Source organism: Streptomyces sp. DSM 116793, from assembly GCF_057320905.1.
The window spans coordinates 9,270,948-9,287,313 of the sequence record NZ_CM170494.1 but is presented as its reverse complement, the minus strand read 5'-3'; the positions used below and the strand labels follow the sequence as shown (position 1 = coordinate 9,287,313).

Sequence of the window (16,366 nt, the reverse complement as noted above, 5' to 3'; positions counted from 1 at the left end):
CTCCAGGAGCACGGCCGGGCAAGCCCGGACCGGTGGCCTCCGCTGCGCTCCAGCCACCCAACAGGCCACGCTCCCCGCGGCCTGACTCGGCAGCAGCAAGGGGAGGGAGGGGTGACGGGCCGTCGGAAGGGGGGACCTAGGCAGTTTCGTTTGGATCAGTGAGTCGTTGGTCCGTGTGTGCCGTTGACTGATGCGCAGTGGGCGCGGATCGAGCCGTTACTTCCGGATCGGAGGCCTCAGCGGGGTGGCCGGTGGCGTGATCACCGTGAGGTGCTCGACGCGATCGCTTACAGGTTCCAGACTGGAACGCAGTGGGTCCACCTGCCCGAGAGGTACGGCAACTGGCGAGGCGTCTACAACCGCCTGCGCATGTGGGCCGTCGATGGGACCTGGGAGCGGGTGTTCATCGCCCTGATGGCCCAAGCCGACGCAGACGAGGACTTGAAGTGGGCCGTCTCGGTCGACTCCACGATCGTGCGGGCTCACCAGCACGCAGCCGGGGCCCGCAAAAGGGGGCCCCGGCCGGCGAGCCGCACGACCATGCCATCGGACGGTCCCGCGGCGGGCTGACCACGAAGATCCACCTCGCCGCCGACGGCAACTGTCGACCGTTGGCCTTCGTCCTCACCGCCGGGCAGGCCGGTGACGCCCCCGCATTCATGGATGTGATGGCCCGCCTGCGCGTACCCCGGCGCCGTGGACGGCCGCGCACCAAGCCGGACGTGGTCCTGGCGGACAAGGCGTACTCCTCCCGCGCGATCCGCCATCACCTTCGTCACCGTGGCATCCGGGCAGTGATTCCCATCCCGGCGGACCAGCAACGACATCGGCTACGTCGAGGCAACCGGGGCGGCAGGCCACCGGCCTTCGACCGGCAGACATACAAGCAGCGCAACACCGTCGAGCGGTGCATCAACCGCCTCAAGCAGTGGCGGGGCATCGCCACCCGCTACGAGAAGACCGCGACCATCTACCTGGCCGGACTCCACATCGCAGGCATCTTCCTGTGGTCCGCCCGATGATCCAAACGAAACGCCCTAGGGACGTGGAATGAGTTGACCGGTTGTCAGGCTGCTTTGCATGGTGGCCACAAGGCAGCAGTAACAGAATTCAGCCACGTTCGAGGATTTTCTCGGTTCCGAGTGCTTCACTTTGATGCATGGGATAGAGTCTGGACTCAGACAGCATCACCACTAAGGGATCTGGACCGGTTTCCGATCACGCTTCCGGTTACTGGCCTGAGGCTGCGACCCGGGTCAGGCGAGGTTCACCGTAGCCGATCGCACGCCTCCTACGTGCAGGTTTCACGCTTCCTGCCCAGCCAAGAGCCCAGGAGAAGGCAGACGGATATGTCGACCACAAGCCGCGCCGATCAGCGTGAGGCGGCGCAGCAGGAAGCCGTTGACGCGGTTGTCCATGCCCTCGAATTGTCTGCAAGATCGCTTACTCCCGCGAGGGGGCTCCGGACTCAGGTGATCATGGCGACCGGGTCCGGTAAGACCCGGGTTGCGGCCCGCAGCGCGGAGAAGCTCCGCGCGGGCCGTGTGCTGGTGCTCGTCCCCTCGCTGGATCTGCTCACCCAGACCGAGGCCGCGTGGCGCGAGGCCGGCCGCACGGGCCCGATGGTCGGGGTCTCGTCCCTGCGGGGCGAGGACGTGACCTTCCCCAACACCACGGACGTGGAGGAACTGGTCGGCTGGGTGCGGCCGTTCGACAAGGCCACCGTCTTCGCCACGTACGCCTCCCTCGGGCTGGGCACGCTGGAGCGCGCGCACAAGGCTGGCCTTCCGGGGTGGGACCTGATCGTGGTCGATGAGGCGCACCGGACGTCGGGGCGGCTGGGCAAGCCGTGGGCGGTCGTCCACGACAACACCCGCATCCCGTCCCTGCGCCGCCTCTACATGACCGCCACGCCTCGTCTGTGGCAGTTGGACGAGGAGGCCGAGGGCGCGCCCGGTGAGCTGGTGGCGAGCATGGAGGACGACCCGGACGGCCCGTTCGGCGCCCGCTGCTTCACGCTGACGCTGTCGGAGGCGATCGACCGGGGAATCTGCGCCCCTTATCAGGTGGTGTGCGTGGACATCACCGACACGCAGCTCCAGGCCGCGCAGCTCCTGGGCGCTGAGGGTCGTTCGGACGAGGTCCGCGGGGCCCGGCTCGCCGCGCTCCAGACCGCCCTGCTCAAGGCGTCGTCGGAGGAGGGCTTCCGGCGCACGCTCGTCTTCCACCACGTGGTGAAGGAGGCCGAGGCGTTCGCGGCCGGCCTTACCGACGTCGCCGCGCAGCTGCACGCCGCCGACCCCGAGCTGTACCCGCGCACGATCTGGGCGGACTGGCTGTGCGGCGAGCACAAGCCCAGCCACCGGCGGCGGGTCCTCGGGGAGTTCGCCGATGGGATCGCCACGGACGGCACGGTCGTGGAGAAGTGCTTCCTGGGCTCGGTGAAGGTGCTGGGCGAGGGCGTCGACACCAAGAACTGCGACTCCGTGTACTGGGCCGACGTGCGTGGCTCGATGCCCGACCTCGTCCAGGCCGTGGGCCGCGCGCTGCGGATGCAGCCCGGCGAGGGGAAGGTGGCCAGCCTGGTCGTGCCAGTGCTGCTCGGGCCGGGCGAGACCGCGGACAACATGCTCACCAGCCGCGCGTTCGGCGGGTTGGCGAAGCTGCTGGAGGCGCTCAGAGCGCACGACGCCCGGGTGGTGGAGCAGCTCGCCGAGCAGCAGGCCCCCAGCGCCTACAAGCCCGTCCAGAAGGCCGCGCAGGGCCAAGAGAGCCGGGGCGAGGGGAACGGGTCCAGCGGGCCATCGGCCCTGGCCCGGAAGCTGCTGAAGTTCAGCACGCCGCGCGACCCGGCGCAGCTGGCCGCGTTCATCAACCTGCGGGTCCTCAACCCCGAGCACGAGCACTGGCGGCGGGGGGTGGAGGCCGCCGTCATCTACGCCCGTGAGCACGGCGACCTGAAGGTGCCCTTCACCTACCGGGTGCCCGGCGGGGAGGGCCAGGCGGTGGAGGCCGAGGGGTGGCCGGCCTCGCTCGCGGACTTCCCCCTCGGGCAGTGGATCGCCGACAACCGGCGCTTCTACGCCCGCGGGGACATGGACGAGGACCGCATCGAGCAGTTGGAGAAGCTGGGCATGGTGTGGTCGCACTTCGACGTCGCGTGGGAGGAAGGTCTCGCGGCGGCGCGCGGGTGGGCGGCCGAGGCGGGCCACCTCCTGGCCCCGCTCGACGCCACCTTCCAGGGCTACCGGGTGGGGATCTGGCTGAAGAACGCGCGGGCCGCCGCCCGCAAGGTGCAGGCGATCGAGCAGCGGCGTGCCGAGGGTCTGCCGGTTCAGTCGTCGGCCGGGGCGCTGTCGGAGGAGCGGCGCGAACAGCTGGAGGACATCGACCCGTCGTGGTGCCCGAGCTGGCCGGTGGAGTGGCAGCGCTGCTTCCACCTCGTCCGGCGGCACCTGGAGGCCGGCCGCCCGCTGCCGACCGAGCCGGGCGACGTCGTGCACCAGGGCGAGGACCTCGGACGGTGGGTGCGCTCGGTCCGGCTCGGCTGGGACAACCTCACCACCGTCCAGCAGTGGATGTGCGAGCAGGTCCTCGGGATCGAGTCTGCGGCCGAGGACGAGAAGCCGCCCCCGCGGCGTACACAGGCCGACAAATGGGCCATGAACTATCAGGCCGCCCGACAGTTCTACGAGCGCGAGGGCCACCTGCGGGTGCCGAGGAAGCACGTCGAACGGATCGTCCTCGGCGAGGAGGAGCGGGAGCTCCGGCTCGGGGCATGGATCGGGAACCAGCGCTCACGGGCCGCGACACTGTCCCCGGAGCGGGTGGAGCAGTTGTCCGCGATCGGGATGCGGTGGTCGTGATGGACGCGAGCGCATCGGTCTACACAGCAGATCCACTCAAAGACTCATGAACCGCCCACTGAGGTCCTACAGAGCGGCGGTTGTCTGCTGACCGGTCGCGCTGGCACCGAGCCAGTTCGACCACGACAGATTGAAGTCCCCGTAGCCGTTGTCTCCGGCGGCCTTACCGCGCGGAGATCCGGTGATGGTGACGGGGTCACCCTGCTTGGTCAGGTTGTAGAACCACTCGGCGTTGGCAAAGGACAGGTGCACGCAGCCATGCGATCCGTTGCCGTGGCCCGGGTCCGGGTCGCCGGTGGAGTAATGGAGATAGGTGCCCGACGTGGTGAGGTGGACGTCCCAGGGCAGTACCAGGTCGTAGTAGTTGGGGTCATTCTTGTTGCAGGCGATACCGACGCTGCAGGAGGTCTGCCGCAGCTCTTTCTGCTTGTCGATCACTGCCATCGTTCCGTCCCAGGACGGGAAGGTGGGGCTGCCGGCGTCGACCGGGATCGTGCGCAGCACCTTGCCGTTCTCGGTGACTGTCATCGAGTGGTTGGGCACCGACACCGTGGTCTGGACATCCGATCCGATGGTGAAGTGGTGCACATAGCTGTGCACACCGATCCGGCCGTTGCCGTTCTTCACGCCGGTCAGATCGGCGTTCAGGGTGACCTTGGTACCGGCGGTCCAGAAGTGCAGCGGACGCCAGTCCGCCCGGGTCGAGCTGAACCAGTGCCAGGCTCCCTCCACCGGCTGGGACGCCGACACCTTCATGTGGTGTTCGACCCCGGCCCGGGCGGACGTCGCGACCGGGTTGCTGAAGTTGACCGATATCGGCATCGCCACTCCGACCGTGGCCCCGTCCTCGGGTTCGATCGTGTTCAGCAGCATCGGCGGACCGGCCGGCGGCTTGGGCTTCGTCGCCATCTTCGCTTGTACCGCTGCCGCTGCCGCCTTGGCCGAGGGCGACCGGGCGGCCGAGGACGACCCGCTTGCACTGCAAGCACTGGCGCCGGCCAGAACCGCTCCCATGATCAGTGCGATTCTTATGTGCTTTCGACGGCCCATTATTCGGTCCACAACCACGCTGCAGCTCCAGTCACATCGCTCACGTCGGCATCCGACACCTGTAAAGGATACAGAAGCCGACCAAATGGTCGCAGAACATATATAAAGGGACCGTCAAGTCCTGGCGCGTATCCGAGCAGGCAAGACCGTAGGACAGACGGGCGGATGGCCCGCCCCGGCCCGACAAAATTGAGGTCCGCAGCCCCCGAGGCTGCTATGTCGTGTCAAGCCGCGAGTACGTTCCTGGATGCTCCCAGTCTTGGTGCGTTCAGTCCGTTCGAGGGTCTTGAAGATCGAGCGGCAGATGACCCGCTTGAGGCATCTATGCGCGTCGCGAGGAGTCTTCCCCTCGGCGATTTTCCGGGCGACATACGCATTCGTGGCCGGTCAAGCCGCATGCGGATCAAGGTGATCGTGTGCATGGCGCGGTTGAGCTGCCGGTCTCCACTCCGGTTGAGCCGGTGCCGGTTGGCGAGCACAGAGGAGGCAGGAATCGGCGAGACGCCGGCGAAGGACGCGAAGGCGGCTTCCGAGCGGACCGGCCGGTCCGCCGATGCTGCTGAACACGATCGAACCCGAGGATCGCCTCCACCACTGACGCCCACCCCCACCCATATCCCAGGGCTTGGTCAGTGAGAGGAGGAGAGAAGAGGTTGTGACAACGCGACGCAAGGGCCGTATCTGCATGTGACCTGCGGATTTCCCGTCCCGATGGGCGCCGGGCACCAAAGTGGGTCCCAAAGTGGCACCCCAAGTGCATACCGCAGGAGGGCGGCTTGCCTGCTGCCGGTCGGTCCCATGGCCGGGGCCGGGCGCGCCGGGCGCCTGCCCATGGTCGGTGCGTGGTCATCGCGGTGGCTCCTTCGCTTCGGGCCGCCCTTGGGTGGGCGGTGATCGAGGAGCAGCGTGCAGGGGATTCCCTTGTCCGCGATCTGACCGTGGCCGGTAGCGGCCGTGGTCAAGGAGAAACGCGGCAGCGGCCGGGGCGGTAGCGGACCAGGACAAGGGGTCGTGCGCCGACTCGACGCACTGCCCGCGGCGCGGGCCGAGGTGGACTGGGACGCGCGCGGGGCATGCGGCCCTGCCAACGCTCCGCCCTCGCCCGAGCTCGCTCCCGCCGGGTGGGCGCCGGGGCCCCACGGCGCGTGGGGCCCCGGCGTTTCTGACGCTCCCCGGGCGTCACGGCGTGGCCGGCACTGCGCCGCGCCGGGGCAACAGCGGTCGGGGCGCGGCGCGCCCCCGACCCATCCGCGGCGGGCTCCCTCCCCTGCCCGCCGCCGGTCCCCCGCCAGCCGCGCGCAGCGCCGCCCCGGGGCCCCCTGGCTGCCCCTCGAGCGCCCGCCCTCCCTCCCTTCCTTATTTCCTTCACCACCAAGATGAGAAGGGGGCGCGAGAGGGGCAGACAGGGGGAAGTCAGCGAACTCACCAGATGAAAAACAGGCCTTGACCTGCACCGCCCCATGATCGCTCCCAGATGCTGCGCACCCCCTGGCGCAACCCTTGGCTCGCCCCCCGGTGCACCCTCTGGTGCGCCCTCCCTCGCACCCCTCTGCGCGCCCCCGGCGCCGCCACAGCCGGACCCGCACCGAGCACGCTCCGCCTCTCCATACGCTCCCCCACCCTCTTCAGCGACCTCCCCGAACGCCGGGGCGCCGTCACGACCGTACGGCCGGGCGGGCCGGCCGGACAGGGCGCACACCGGCCCGCCGCCGCACGCCCCGGGCGGCCGCCGGCACGGCCATGCCGGTCCCGGGCCGCGGTGCCGGCCGTGCCCTGCCAGCACTGGGGTCGTTGACCAGGCGGGGCGCTGTGCCGTCGCTCCCCGCCGTCCTGCTCGCCGCCCCTGCCGAGCTGACCGTGCCGACCCTCGCCGTCCCGCCCGCGCCCGCATCGGGGCCGGCGCTGAGTCCCGATGGCGGTCAGCGCCTCGTCGAACAGGCCGTGGTGGCCGACGCGTTGAGCGGTATGGAGCCCGAGGCCCTGGTGTGCGTCGACGTCCCCCTGTCCGGCGGCGGACTGCGTCAGTACACCGCCTGGACCGGCGGCGGCGAGCAGCTCGGCGACCACATCGACCGCGTCGCCCTCGCCGCCGGGCTGGACGCCTGGTCCTGGATCGAGATCCTCGAACGCCACGTCCGCATCACCTACCGCGGCCGGATCGAGATCCGCGCCCACCCCCTGCGCCGCGTCCTCGCCGACGTCGAGGCCGGCCACCGCGGCGACGAGAGCATCCACGCCGGCCTCGCCCGCGCCCTGGCCGCCGAAGCCGCCCGCCACGGCCTGCCCCCGCTGCCCGCCCCGGGAATCCTCCGGTGGATCGGCGTCGGCCCCCGGCTGCATCACCAGCACCGGCTGTAACCCGTCCGGGGAGGCCGTCCGCCCGCCGGTAGGGTGATCCGCCCGGTCGGCAGACGTGAAGGACGACGACATGGCCAGCACCCCGGCGCCGCGCGGCACCCACCTCGTCATCGCCCGGGAGATCGCCGACCAGGTACGGGCCGACCCCGGCATGCGGCAACTGCCCTCGGCGCCGGCGGGGCACCGTACGACGGGCCGCCGCACGGCCCGGCACGGCGGACAACCGGCACGCACAGCCGTAACAGCACCCCCCGGCACCCCGCCCAGCTCGCCCACGACGGCGGGGGCCCGCTCGCGCACGGCCGCGGGGATGTCCGCCGTACGAGCGTGAGCAGCTGCCCGCCGCCACCGCACGACGGGGCTGGGTCTGGACGGCGCCCATGCCGCCGGCGCCGGACGAGCGATTTCCAGACGTTGTCCGCGCACCCCAGCGGATCACCGCCCCATTCGGCAGACTGAGGGCAATGAGAGCCGCCTCTGCACGCCAACTGGCACTGCCCTGGGGGAACTTGTGATCATCCGGGGATTCCTCGACAACGACGGTGAGCTGGCCCAGCACCTCGCCCAGCAGCTCAACATCCCACTGGACTGGCCCCAGGGCGAAGGACTGAACGCCGGACACGTCGCGCAGATCGCTTCCGCGGCAGCCTGCGACGTCTCCTACAACCAGGCATCCAACGGCCATCTGATCGACCTCTTCGCCGCCCTGCCCCTGCCAGGCACACCCGACGGCGACGAGTTCTGGATGGCGCTGGAGAAGGCGGGAGGCACTGCCGCCCTGTACATCGACCCCGGCAACATGGGCGGCCCGTTCTTCGACCGCCTGGCCCGGGGCAACGAAGCGGGCATCGCCGACCGCGTGCTCAGCTTCCTGGCCGAGCTCGACGACCAGCAGCGCGACGCCGTGACCAAAGTGATCGGCGACGCACTCGCCCACGACACCCTCATCCCAGGCGCCCGCTACCTCGGCCAGCTGTGGCTGCGCGACGCCGAGACCACCGCCTGGCACGTCCTGCTCGCCAAGCGCCGGCAGCACGAGGCAGGGGACGACCGCGCACGCTTCTTCGAAGCCTGGGGCAGCGCCTGAACACCACGGCCGTAACAGCCGGCGGCTCCACTGCCGGAGCCAGGACGTTGGGACGCCCCCGGCCGAAGGGGATCACCGCCGTCATCACGGACGACGAGCCCGAGGCGAGCCGGGCGGGCGGTCGTACGGCGGCCGCCTGGAGGCGCGCGGCAGATGCGGAGGGGCGGTTCACGGCCAGGTCGGCGTCGCCGGCGTCGACGGTTCGCAGGCGATGTGCACGCAGCTGATGGTCCTGGACCGCAATCCGCACGTGGTAGGCCTGTCTCGGCGCGGCCGGTGCGACTGATCGTGCAGCGCCGCTGGGTGGAGGCCGCCGTAGCGGTACGGTTCGAGCAGCTGGCGCCGGGGCTGTGGGGGCTGGTCGACAAGCGCCACCTGCGCGGCCCGTCGCCCACCGGGCGTACGGACGAGCGGGTGGTGGCCGCCATGCTGGAGGCGCTGCGCCGGTGCCGGGGGCGGAGGAAGACCACCACCCGGCAGGTCATCGAGCTGACGGAGCAGATCGTGGCGGACACCCACGAGCCGGGCCGGGTACGGCTGCCTGCCCGCTCGTCGCTGTACCGGCTGGTGAAGGCGCTGTCGGATCCGGCCGAGCCGCCGGGCAGCCCGGCCGCGCACCGCCACCGCAGCGGGCCGGGCCGGTGGCCCGCCTGCCGCGCTGCGGCCCGCGGAGCGGGTCCATGTCGCCACCGCCCGCCTGCCAGACGGCGCGGTGGGCGAGGACAGGGCCGGGGTGAAGGTGGCGGTGACGGCCGCGCTGGATCAGGCGGGCGGCTGCGTGCTGGCCGCCGTACTGCACCCTGAGCAGGGCGGGCCGGTTGAGCTGTCGGTGCTGCTGGCCGAGCTGGCCGTGCCCCAGATGCTGCGCCCGGGCTGGCCCGCCCTGCTGGAGCAGGCCCACGCGGGCGGGCCGGCGCGGCGGCTGATGTCCTTGCCCGCCCGGATCGAGGCCACCGCGGCGCGGCCGGCGGCCGTGCCCGAGACACTCGTCCTCGACCACGGGACGGCCGGCGTCTCCTCGACGTTCCTGACCGTGTGCGAGAGCCTCGGCATCAGCCTAGAGCCGGCCCCGCCCCGGACGGCGGACGCCCGCCCCGGTTCCCTGCGCACGCTTCAGGAGCTCGCCGGCCTGTTCAAGATCCTCGGCTACAACTCCAGCCCCAGGTTCCGCGACCTGGACGACCAGCGGTTCTGGCGGGCCATGATGCCCGGCGTCGAGACCGGCAGCTACGGCGTGGTGGAGGACCTGGCCCGCAACCGCGTGAACCTGAACAAGGTGATCACGCACTGGCCGGACATGCTGAAGGTCGCCGGTTCCCTGGTCACCAACCAGGTCCGCGCCTACGACCTGCTGCGCATGTTCGGACGCGACGGGCGCCCGACCCCGCTGGGCGCCGCGTTCGCGGAGTACGGGCGAATCGCGAAGACCGAGCACCTGCTGCGGGTCACCGACCCAGTGGACGACACCTACCGCTGGCAGATGAACCGGCAGCTCACCGTGCAGGAATCCCGCCACAAGCTGGCCCGGGATGTGTGCCACGGCAAGCGCGGCACCATCCACCAGGCGTACCGCGACGGCATGGAGGATCAGCTCGGCGCGCTCGGCCTGGTCCTCAACGCCATCGTGCTCTGGACGACCCGCTGCATCGACGCCGCCGTCGTCCAGCTGAAGGCCGAGGGCCACGAGATTCGGGACGAGGACATCACCCGGCTCTCCCCGCTCAAGCACCGCAACCTGAACCTGCTCGGCCGCTACAGCTTCACCGCCTCCACCCCGGCCGCAGGCGCCCTGCGCCCGCTGCGCGATCCAAACGCACTGGAGCTGGACGAAGACGAGGACGAGTCGGCTGCCGACTGAAGCGGGTTGTCAGCCGGCAGGCACCAACGCGGCGTCGTACCGTACGGCGGCTCAGAAGCTGTGTTCTGACGCTGACGTGTCGACCTCGTTGAAGGGCGGGCCCGGCCTTGTCAGTGGCCACCTGTTTACTTGGCATATGACCGACAAGATGAGTCACAGCGATGTCCGCCGAACCACGGCTCTCACTCCCGACACAGAGATGGTCGAGCCGTACGGAGGCGGGACGGGATTTCGGTTCAAGATCCGCAACGTGAAGATCGATGGCCAGGCCGACGTGGTACACGTGCGCGGAGGAGGTTCGCACAAGGTCAGTTTCGACGTGCTGCATGATTGCTCGGAGTGTGGCAACGCCATCAATCAGGTGATCGTTGGGCTGGCGGGCCAGGATCGGGCCCAGGCGTCGGTATGGAACGGCAAGCAGCGCAGCGGCGGCGGCTTGATGGTGGTCAATGCCGGCACGCACGTCGAGGCGCTGGCGGAAGACAACCCAGGTCCGGCGGAGTGGGTAAATGTGTCGTGCGACCTCGTTGTTCCTGACGAACCCGGCGTCTACTCGGTTCGAGCACGTTACGCCCAGGCGTATCAGGGACGCCTGATGACTGCCGAGGGACGTGCGATCCCACAGCCGGAGTACCAGGACGTCCTGGGTTGGTGGAAGGTCGACCGTCCGGAAGGGCCCGGCCCGGAATCGACCATAGGCACCATCATCGTCGAGGCATGAAGCTACTGGTCAGCCTCTTCGGCCAACCCCATGACCTCGACCGAGCTCGGCATGGTCTCACCGCCGACGTCGATCGCGGCTCAGCGGGCCCGCCTCACCCGCCAGGGTGGCGGACCCCAGGGAGTACAACAACCGGCCCCGGCCGGATGCGGCAGTCAGCGTATCTGTCGTCAAACGATCGGTTGTTGGACACATTGGCCGCAGTCCGCAGGAACGCTTTGTACGCATCCTGCGCGCGGTCCTGGAGAACACCGAGGTCGGGCGCCTCGGGGTCCAGCCCGTCTTCCGCCAGTAGCTCGACATAGCCCGGCAGAGGCGGCGTGATGGGGCCGCCATCCAGGCCCTGGCCCTTGAGGGCCTCAATGGCGCGGCGGGTCGCGCCGCTGAGAACGACGAACCTCTCTGTCACCGCAAGCGCGAGCAGTGGCGCATGCTCGCCGAACGCGCTCCAAACGGCGTCACCGCCGACTACCTGCACCAGGTCTTCGAGCCCACGGCCCGCGCGATCGACGGCCTGGAGAAGGCCCTACCGAGCTGTGTGCCCGCCTCCAGCCGTTCCAGGACCGCTACGACCAGGCCGTGCGCGAGGGTGACGTGGCCCGGCTCACCGGAATCGCCGAGTAGCCGGGGGGAATCTCACCCCCCGGCCCTCACAGAACCGTGCATAACAGTCTCCCGTTACACGGCTCTTGCCGCTCTGATCTTCAGACCGCCACGGCACTCACAGACGGAGCGAGGCGCCAGTGGGCGAACATGCGGGGGTATCGCCTAGCGATCTCCTGCACCTTCTCCAGCGCCCTCCGCTTGGCCGTGAACCGCTTGTACTTCTTGCGGACCCAACGCACCAGGTAGGCATTGATGCGCATCGCGAAGGGGATCAGCTCCCACGGCCGAAAACGCCCGTAGTAGTTGAACCAGCCCGACACCAGAGGATTCAGCTTCTGTGCGAGCTCGTTGAGGGTCAGATCGGTCCGGGTGTGCAGGTGCAAGGACCGCACCGTCCGGCCGATCCTCGTCAGGGCTTCCCTGCTGATCGCCGGCTCGAACGACAGGAACTTCTCGCCGTTCTTGTGCCGGTTCCTCCTGGCGCGGAACGTGTACCCCAGGAACGTGAACGCGGTGTGCTCGTAGGAGCGGGGTCGCGTTCCGTCCTTGCAGTAGATGATCCGGGTCTTGGCCGGGTGCAGTTGCAGTCCGACCTCGGCCATCCTGTCCGTGAGCGCGGCCAGCACCTCGCGGGCCTGGCGCTCACTGACGCAGTGCAGCACCGCGTCGTCGGCGTACCGTTCGAACCAGACGGTCGGGAACTCCCGGGCCATCCAGGCGTCGAACGCGTAGTGCAGGAACAGGTTTGCCAGGACGGGAGACGCGGGGGCCCCTTGCGGGGTTCCGCGCTCCCGTTCATGCAAAGTGCCGTCGGGCATGACGAGCGGGGCCGCAAGCCACCTCCGCACATACAACTTCACCCAAACGGCGTCGGTGTGCGCTTCCACCGCCTTGACCAGCAGGTCCCAGGGCACGCTGTCGAAGAACTTGGCGATGTCGAACTCCACCACCCAGCTCCGCCTCCAACACCGTTCCCGGCATTTCGCTACTGCATCCAACGCGGACCGCCCAGGCCGATATCCAAAGCTGTCCGGATGGAAAATAGGCTCCACCCTTCGCATCAGATGCCGGGCCACCACGGTCTGAGCCACCCGGTCGGCGACAGCAGGAATACCCAGCATCCTGATACCGCCTCCATGTGACTTGGGAATGGCCACCGCGCGCACCGGGGGCGGAAAGTACGAGCCCGACGACATCCGATTCCAGACCCTATAAAGGTTGTTCTTCAGGTCCTTCTCGAAGTCATCGAGGCTCTGTCCATCCACACCAGGCGCACCCTTGTTAGCCCTGACTTCCTCCCACGCCTCCTTGACTTCCCACTTCGAAATATCAAACGGTTTAGCCTGTGACTTCAACTGGCCCATCGCACTCCTCCCGGACACGTCCGGTTGATGTGATCAACACAGTCACGAGCGACCCGGCCCCTTCGCTCCACTCCCATTACAGGAGCTTCGTCACTACTACGAGCCGGTCCGCCAGCGCGCCCCGCATCGGTACTCGACCCCTCACAGTTGCGTCTGCCTGGGGCTCTCCCTCTTGCCACCGCGATGCGGTGGGCAGTGTCGGGACACGCCTTCACCTGTTCCGCACGGAAGCCGCAGATCGGACTCACGTCGCCTGCATGCCGGACACCACCTGGCCAATAAACGGGCACCCGCCAGGCTCATCCCGGAATTTGGACAACACCCCGGTTTCGATGTCATCTAACTTGCTTTCGACACTTCAGCAGCGATTCACTTGCGTTCGTCTTTCCGATCCCCACCTGACGCCTCTCACGACGCCTTTTCCTCATCGCTCACCACGACGGTCTTAAGCCAACGCAGCATGAGGTGGTTTGAAGCCTCCCCCCGTAGGGCGGCTCCGAAGGGCCACAAAACCTTCATCTTCCGCACAGCACCGCAATTGGAAGCTGTCCTACAATCAACTCCTTTTCACGTCAGGTCGCAATGCCCGGGCAAGCACGGCCGCTGGGGACGCGTCTGTGTCCTGGACGACGGTCACGAGACCTCGATGGAGGAACCGCACTGGGGCCGCAACAGCGCGGGGCAGCCGATCGCGTGGGTGGGCAGCGCGCCCGACGACTGGTGAGTGCACCAGGTCGTGCCGCCTTCCACGACGGGCGGCGGCGTAAGAGGTCGTTTTCTCCCGATGTTTATTCCCGGCATCTGATGCTTAGTCTGTTCCGTCGGGTCGCGCCAGCGGACCGCCGGGCACCGGCACGATGACCGCTCACACGTCAGGACTGCCGGGCGTAACCGGGAGGCGCTGCCCGTGCGGGCAAAGCGCCTCCCGGCGCACCTCAGCGGACCCGGAGCCCGGAGCGGAAGACCGCCCGGACGTCCCGCAGCCTGTTCAGGTCTTCCAGCGGATCGCCGTGAACCGCCAGGAAGTCGGCGTCCGCGCCGGCCTGGATACGGCCCTTGCGCCCTTCGACCCGGCACGCCCTGGCAGCCTGACTGGTGAGCGTTTGCAGCGACCGGAGCGGAGACAATCCGCACTCCACAAGATCCAGGGCGGCGTACGGCAGCACATTGTGCGGCTTGACGGAATGGACGCCGGCGTCCGATCCGATCACGACTTTGGCACCGATACCTATCAGGTACTGGCTGATCTCCCGCGCCCTCGCGATGGTTTTCCGGCCCGCTTCCGGAAGGGCGTCGACGCTCACCGGCATGCCGAACGTCAGGCTGAGATATGTGTCGCTCGCGGCGATACCGCGCAGCACGTCGTGATCCAGTTCCTTGAGCTCGCGCTCAAAAAACGACACGTGCTCAACGGTGTCCACGCCGACGCTCACCGCGTCGATGATGGCTTCCATCCCGTGCGCGTGCGCTGCCACGGGCAGACCCAGCCGGTGCGCCTCCTCGACAACGGTACGGATCTCGTCCCTGGTGTACTGCGACGAGCCGGGATCGGATCCCGCGGTCATGTTGCCGCCGCTGGCCATGATCTTCACGACCGCGCATCCGCGGTGGTGGCGTTCCCGCACCGCGACGATCAGTGCGTCCGTTCCCTGTGTCTCCCCGCCCATGAAGTAACAGTGCCCGCCGGGGGTGGTGATGGGCGGACCCGCGGCGAGGATCTCCGGCCCTCGTTCCGGCGCCTTCCTGAACTCCTCCGCCAGGGTCAGCGACAAGAAGTTCCGGTCGCCGAGGTCCCGCACCGTGGTGATGCCCGCGAGTACCGCGCTGTGGGCCGCCTCGCGCATCTGGACCAGGAGCTGCTCGTCATCGACGGCCTTGAGCGACTCGACGGCCTGCGGGCCCGCGTCGAAAGCAAGATGCATATGGGCCTCCACCAGTCCTGGCAAGAGGCACACGTCGGGGCCCAGGTCGACGACATGCTTGCCGGACGGTATCGCTCCCGTCCGGTCCACGAAGAGGATCTGGCCGTCCTCCACATGCACGGTCGCCGGACCTGACATCGTGAACCCATCGAACATGGACCTGGCGTGCAAGGCGTAGGACCCGGGCAGGTCACCGCCCTGAACGTTCACGTCGACACTCTCGAACTGAGTCATTGAATCCCCTTTATGGGCATGAGTTGGACTCTGGCACCGCACGCGGGGAAGAACGAGGCGCCATGTGCCCGGCTGGAGCACCGTGCAGCTCCGGTCCGAGTGACAGGCGCCGGCCCCGCCGACGCGACCCGTCACAAACGGAAGACGGAATCCAGCCCGTTCGCGATCACTTGTACGGTGTTGCCCTTCTCACACCTGAGCTTCCCCCGGCCTCAGCCTCGGCCTCTCGGACACCGCGGGTGGCACGGCGGGTCAGGCCGACAGACTGAGGCTGGGCCTGAGGACGTACGCGCGTTTCCCATCGCGTATCAGCGGCGAGGGAGCTGTTGTGGTCCACGCGGCCGGGGAGATGAGCGGGCAGCGCGCACAGCGGCTGGAACGGCTCGGCATGGTGTGGTCGGTAGCGGATGAGCGGCTCCAGGAGAACCTGGAAGCCGCCAAGGCGTACTACGAGCAGCACCGGACGCTGTGCGCGCCCCGGTCCGCGACGATGCTGGACCGGCCGGTGGAGCAATGGCTGTCCAATCTGCGGCGTCCCGGTGCGCTGGATGGCCACCCCGAGTGGAAGGCCGCGCTGGAGGCCGTGGACGAGCACTGGAACCCGGCGTGGCCAGCGGAATGGCAACGGCACTACGCCGCGCTGCGGGAGCTGGTACGCGACGAAGAGGGCCGGGCCGATGTCCTGCCCGGCGTCACCGTGCACAGGATGGACGTCGGCAAGTGGCTGGCCCGCCAACGGCAGCACACGGTCTGGGCCGGGCTGATGGACGAACAGCGCGAGCTCCTGGAGCAGCTCGGCGTCGTGCCGCTGCCACCGGAGCAGGAACCGCCCGCCAAAGCCCCCAAGGCAGCGTCTGGGGCCTTCGAGCGAGGCGTGGCGGCCCTGGAGCAGTACAAGGCCCGCACCCGCTCCGTGACCGTCCCCAGGGCCCACGTAGAGCAGCTTCCGGAAGGCACCGAGGTCAAGCTCGGGGTGTTCCTGTCCAACACGAAGACCAGGCGCGCCAAACTCACCACCGACAAACTCACCGCGCTCGCCGCCCTCGGACTCGACTGGGCAGCGCAGGCCGCACCCGTGATCCCGGCGTCCCGCGAGTCGCACACCACGCCGCCCGGCCCGCGACGCTCCCACCTTCCCGCCGCGGCGGGCGCTCACCGCCATCGCGCCGGCCGCCAGGCCGCGCGCCGCAGAGCACCCGCCGCGCCCGATCCCCGATGCCGCCGCGCCGACCACACCCACCCCACCCTCCCTTTTTTTCTTCATTTCGTCGTGGAGTAGCGGCAGCAGAGGGGATGTCAG

The 16,366-nt window shown here is 69.0% G+C and carries 12 protein-coding genes and 2 pseudogenes; 9 read left to right on the top strand and 5 right to left on the bottom strand.

All coding sequences use genetic code 11. The features are described 5' to 3' along the window. Positions 1-177: 177 nt before the first annotated feature. Together ACSMXW_RS36905 and ACSMXW_RS36900 are read left to right on the top strand one after the other, a co-directional pair. Positions 178-1,022: pseudogene (locus tag ACSMXW_RS36905) on the top strand (IS5 family transposase). 405 nt (positions 1,023-1,427) lie between these two features. Beyond that, on the top strand, positions 1,428-3,866 hold the full coding sequence (locus tag ACSMXW_RS36900) for a helicase associated domain-containing protein (RefSeq protein WP_485802930.1): 2,439 nt from the start codon (positions 1,428-1,430) through the stop codon (positions 3,864-3,866). 66 nt (positions 3,867-3,932) lie between these two features. Here ACSMXW_RS36900 and ACSMXW_RS36895 read toward each other — a convergent pair whose 3' ends face one another. Both ACSMXW_RS36895 and ACSMXW_RS36890 read right to left on the bottom strand, forming a co-directional pair. Then, entirely contained in the window at positions 3,933-4,916 is a 984-nt protein-coding gene (locus ACSMXW_RS36895; RefSeq protein WP_485808535.1) for a L,D-transpeptidase, read from the bottom strand. Between the two features lie 224 nt (positions 4,917-5,140). Then, a complete protein-coding gene (locus ACSMXW_RS36890; protein ID WP_485802929.1) occupies positions 5,141-5,395 on the bottom strand; it encodes a hypothetical protein in 255 nt (84 codons plus the stop codon). A 1,330-nt stretch (positions 5,396-6,725) separates the two neighbouring features. Between ACSMXW_RS36890 and ACSMXW_RS36885 the strand changes: the two genes are divergently transcribed. The 6 genes and pseudogenes from ACSMXW_RS36885 to ACSMXW_RS36860 all read left to right on the top strand — a co-directional run bounded on the left by ACSMXW_RS36885 (position 6,726) and on the right by ACSMXW_RS36860 (position 10,940). Then, on the top strand, positions 6,726-7,274 hold the full coding sequence (locus ACSMXW_RS36885; protein WP_485802927.1) for a hypothetical protein: 549 nt from the start codon (positions 6,726-6,728) through the stop codon (positions 7,272-7,274). 70 nt (positions 7,275-7,344) lie between these two features. After that, positions 7,345-7,605, top strand: a complete 261-nt coding sequence (locus ACSMXW_RS36880) for a hypothetical protein (RefSeq protein ID WP_485802925.1) — start codon at positions 7,345-7,347, stop codon at positions 7,603-7,605. A 180-nt stretch (positions 7,606-7,785) separates the two neighbouring features. Continuing rightward, on the top strand, positions 7,786-8,361 hold the full coding sequence (locus tag ACSMXW_RS36875; RefSeq protein WP_485802924.1) for a hypothetical protein: 576 nt from the start codon (positions 7,786-7,788) through the stop codon (positions 8,359-8,361). Positions 8,362-8,637: 276 nt separating this feature from the next. Beyond that, the gene (locus tag ACSMXW_RS36870) at positions 8,638-9,165 is read left to right on the top strand and encodes a hypothetical protein (protein ID WP_485802922.1); all 528 of its coding nucleotides are present in this window, start codon (positions 8,638-8,640) and stop codon (positions 9,163-9,165) included. A 322-nt stretch (positions 9,166-9,487) separates the two neighbouring features. Beyond that, a pseudogene (locus tag ACSMXW_RS36865) lies at positions 9,488-10,219 on the top strand (Tn3 family transposase); the annotation flags it as partial. Between the two features lie 136 nt (positions 10,220-10,355). Further along, positions 10,356-10,940 (top strand): hypothetical protein, encoded by a 585-nt coding sequence (locus ACSMXW_RS36860; protein WP_485802920.1) that lies wholly within the window; start codon positions 10,356-10,358, stop codon positions 10,938-10,940. 94 nt (positions 10,941-11,034) lie between these two features. On the opposite strand, the gene ACSMXW_RS36855 is transcribed toward ACSMXW_RS36860, so the two are convergent. The 3 genes from ACSMXW_RS36855 to ACSMXW_RS36845 all read right to left on the bottom strand — a co-directional run bounded on the left by ACSMXW_RS36855 (position 11,035) and on the right by ACSMXW_RS36845 (position 14,946). Next, positions 11,035-11,418 carry a hypothetical protein gene (locus ACSMXW_RS36855; protein ID WP_485802919.1) on the bottom strand — a complete coding sequence of 128 codons (384 nt, stop codon included), beginning with the start codon at positions 11,416-11,418 and terminating at the stop codon, positions 11,035-11,037. 226 nt (positions 11,419-11,644) lie between these two features. Then, a complete protein-coding gene (ltrA, locus tag ACSMXW_RS36850) occupies positions 11,645-12,910 on the bottom strand; it encodes a group II intron reverse transcriptase/maturase (RefSeq protein WP_485802917.1) in 1,266 nt (421 codons plus the stop codon). Between the two features lie 935 nt (positions 12,911-13,845). Further along, positions 13,846-14,946: an amidohydrolase family protein gene (locus tag ACSMXW_RS36845; protein WP_485802915.1), complete on the bottom strand. Its 1,101-nt coding sequence runs from the start codon at positions 14,944-14,946 to the stop codon at positions 13,846-13,848. Between the two features lie 448 nt (positions 14,947-15,394). Here ACSMXW_RS36845 and ACSMXW_RS36840 point away from each other — a divergent pair, with 448 nt between their 5' ends. Then, positions 15,395-16,345 (top strand): helicase associated domain-containing protein, encoded by a 951-nt coding sequence (locus ACSMXW_RS36840; protein ID WP_485802913.1) that lies wholly within the window; start codon positions 15,395-15,397, stop codon positions 16,343-16,345. Positions 16,346-16,366 lie beyond the last annotated feature (21 nt).

Bases quoted from the DNA above. Each gene is read 5' to 3' on its own strand.
- ACSMXW_RS36895 (WP_485808535.1), bottom strand. From the start codon at position 4,916: ATGGGCCGTCGAAAGCACATAAGAATCGCACTGATCATGGGAGCGGTT.
- ACSMXW_RS36880 (WP_485802925.1), top strand. From the start codon at position 7,345: ATGGCCAGCACCCCGGCGCCGCGCGGCACCCACCTCGTCATCGCCCGG.
- ACSMXW_RS36860 (WP_485802920.1), top strand. From the start codon at position 10,356: ATGACCGACAAGATGAGTCACAGCGATGTCCGCCGAACCACGGCTCTC.
- ltrA (WP_485802917.1), bottom strand. From the start codon at position 12,910: ATGGGCCAGTTGAAGTCACAGGCTAAACCGTTTGATATTTCGAAGTGG.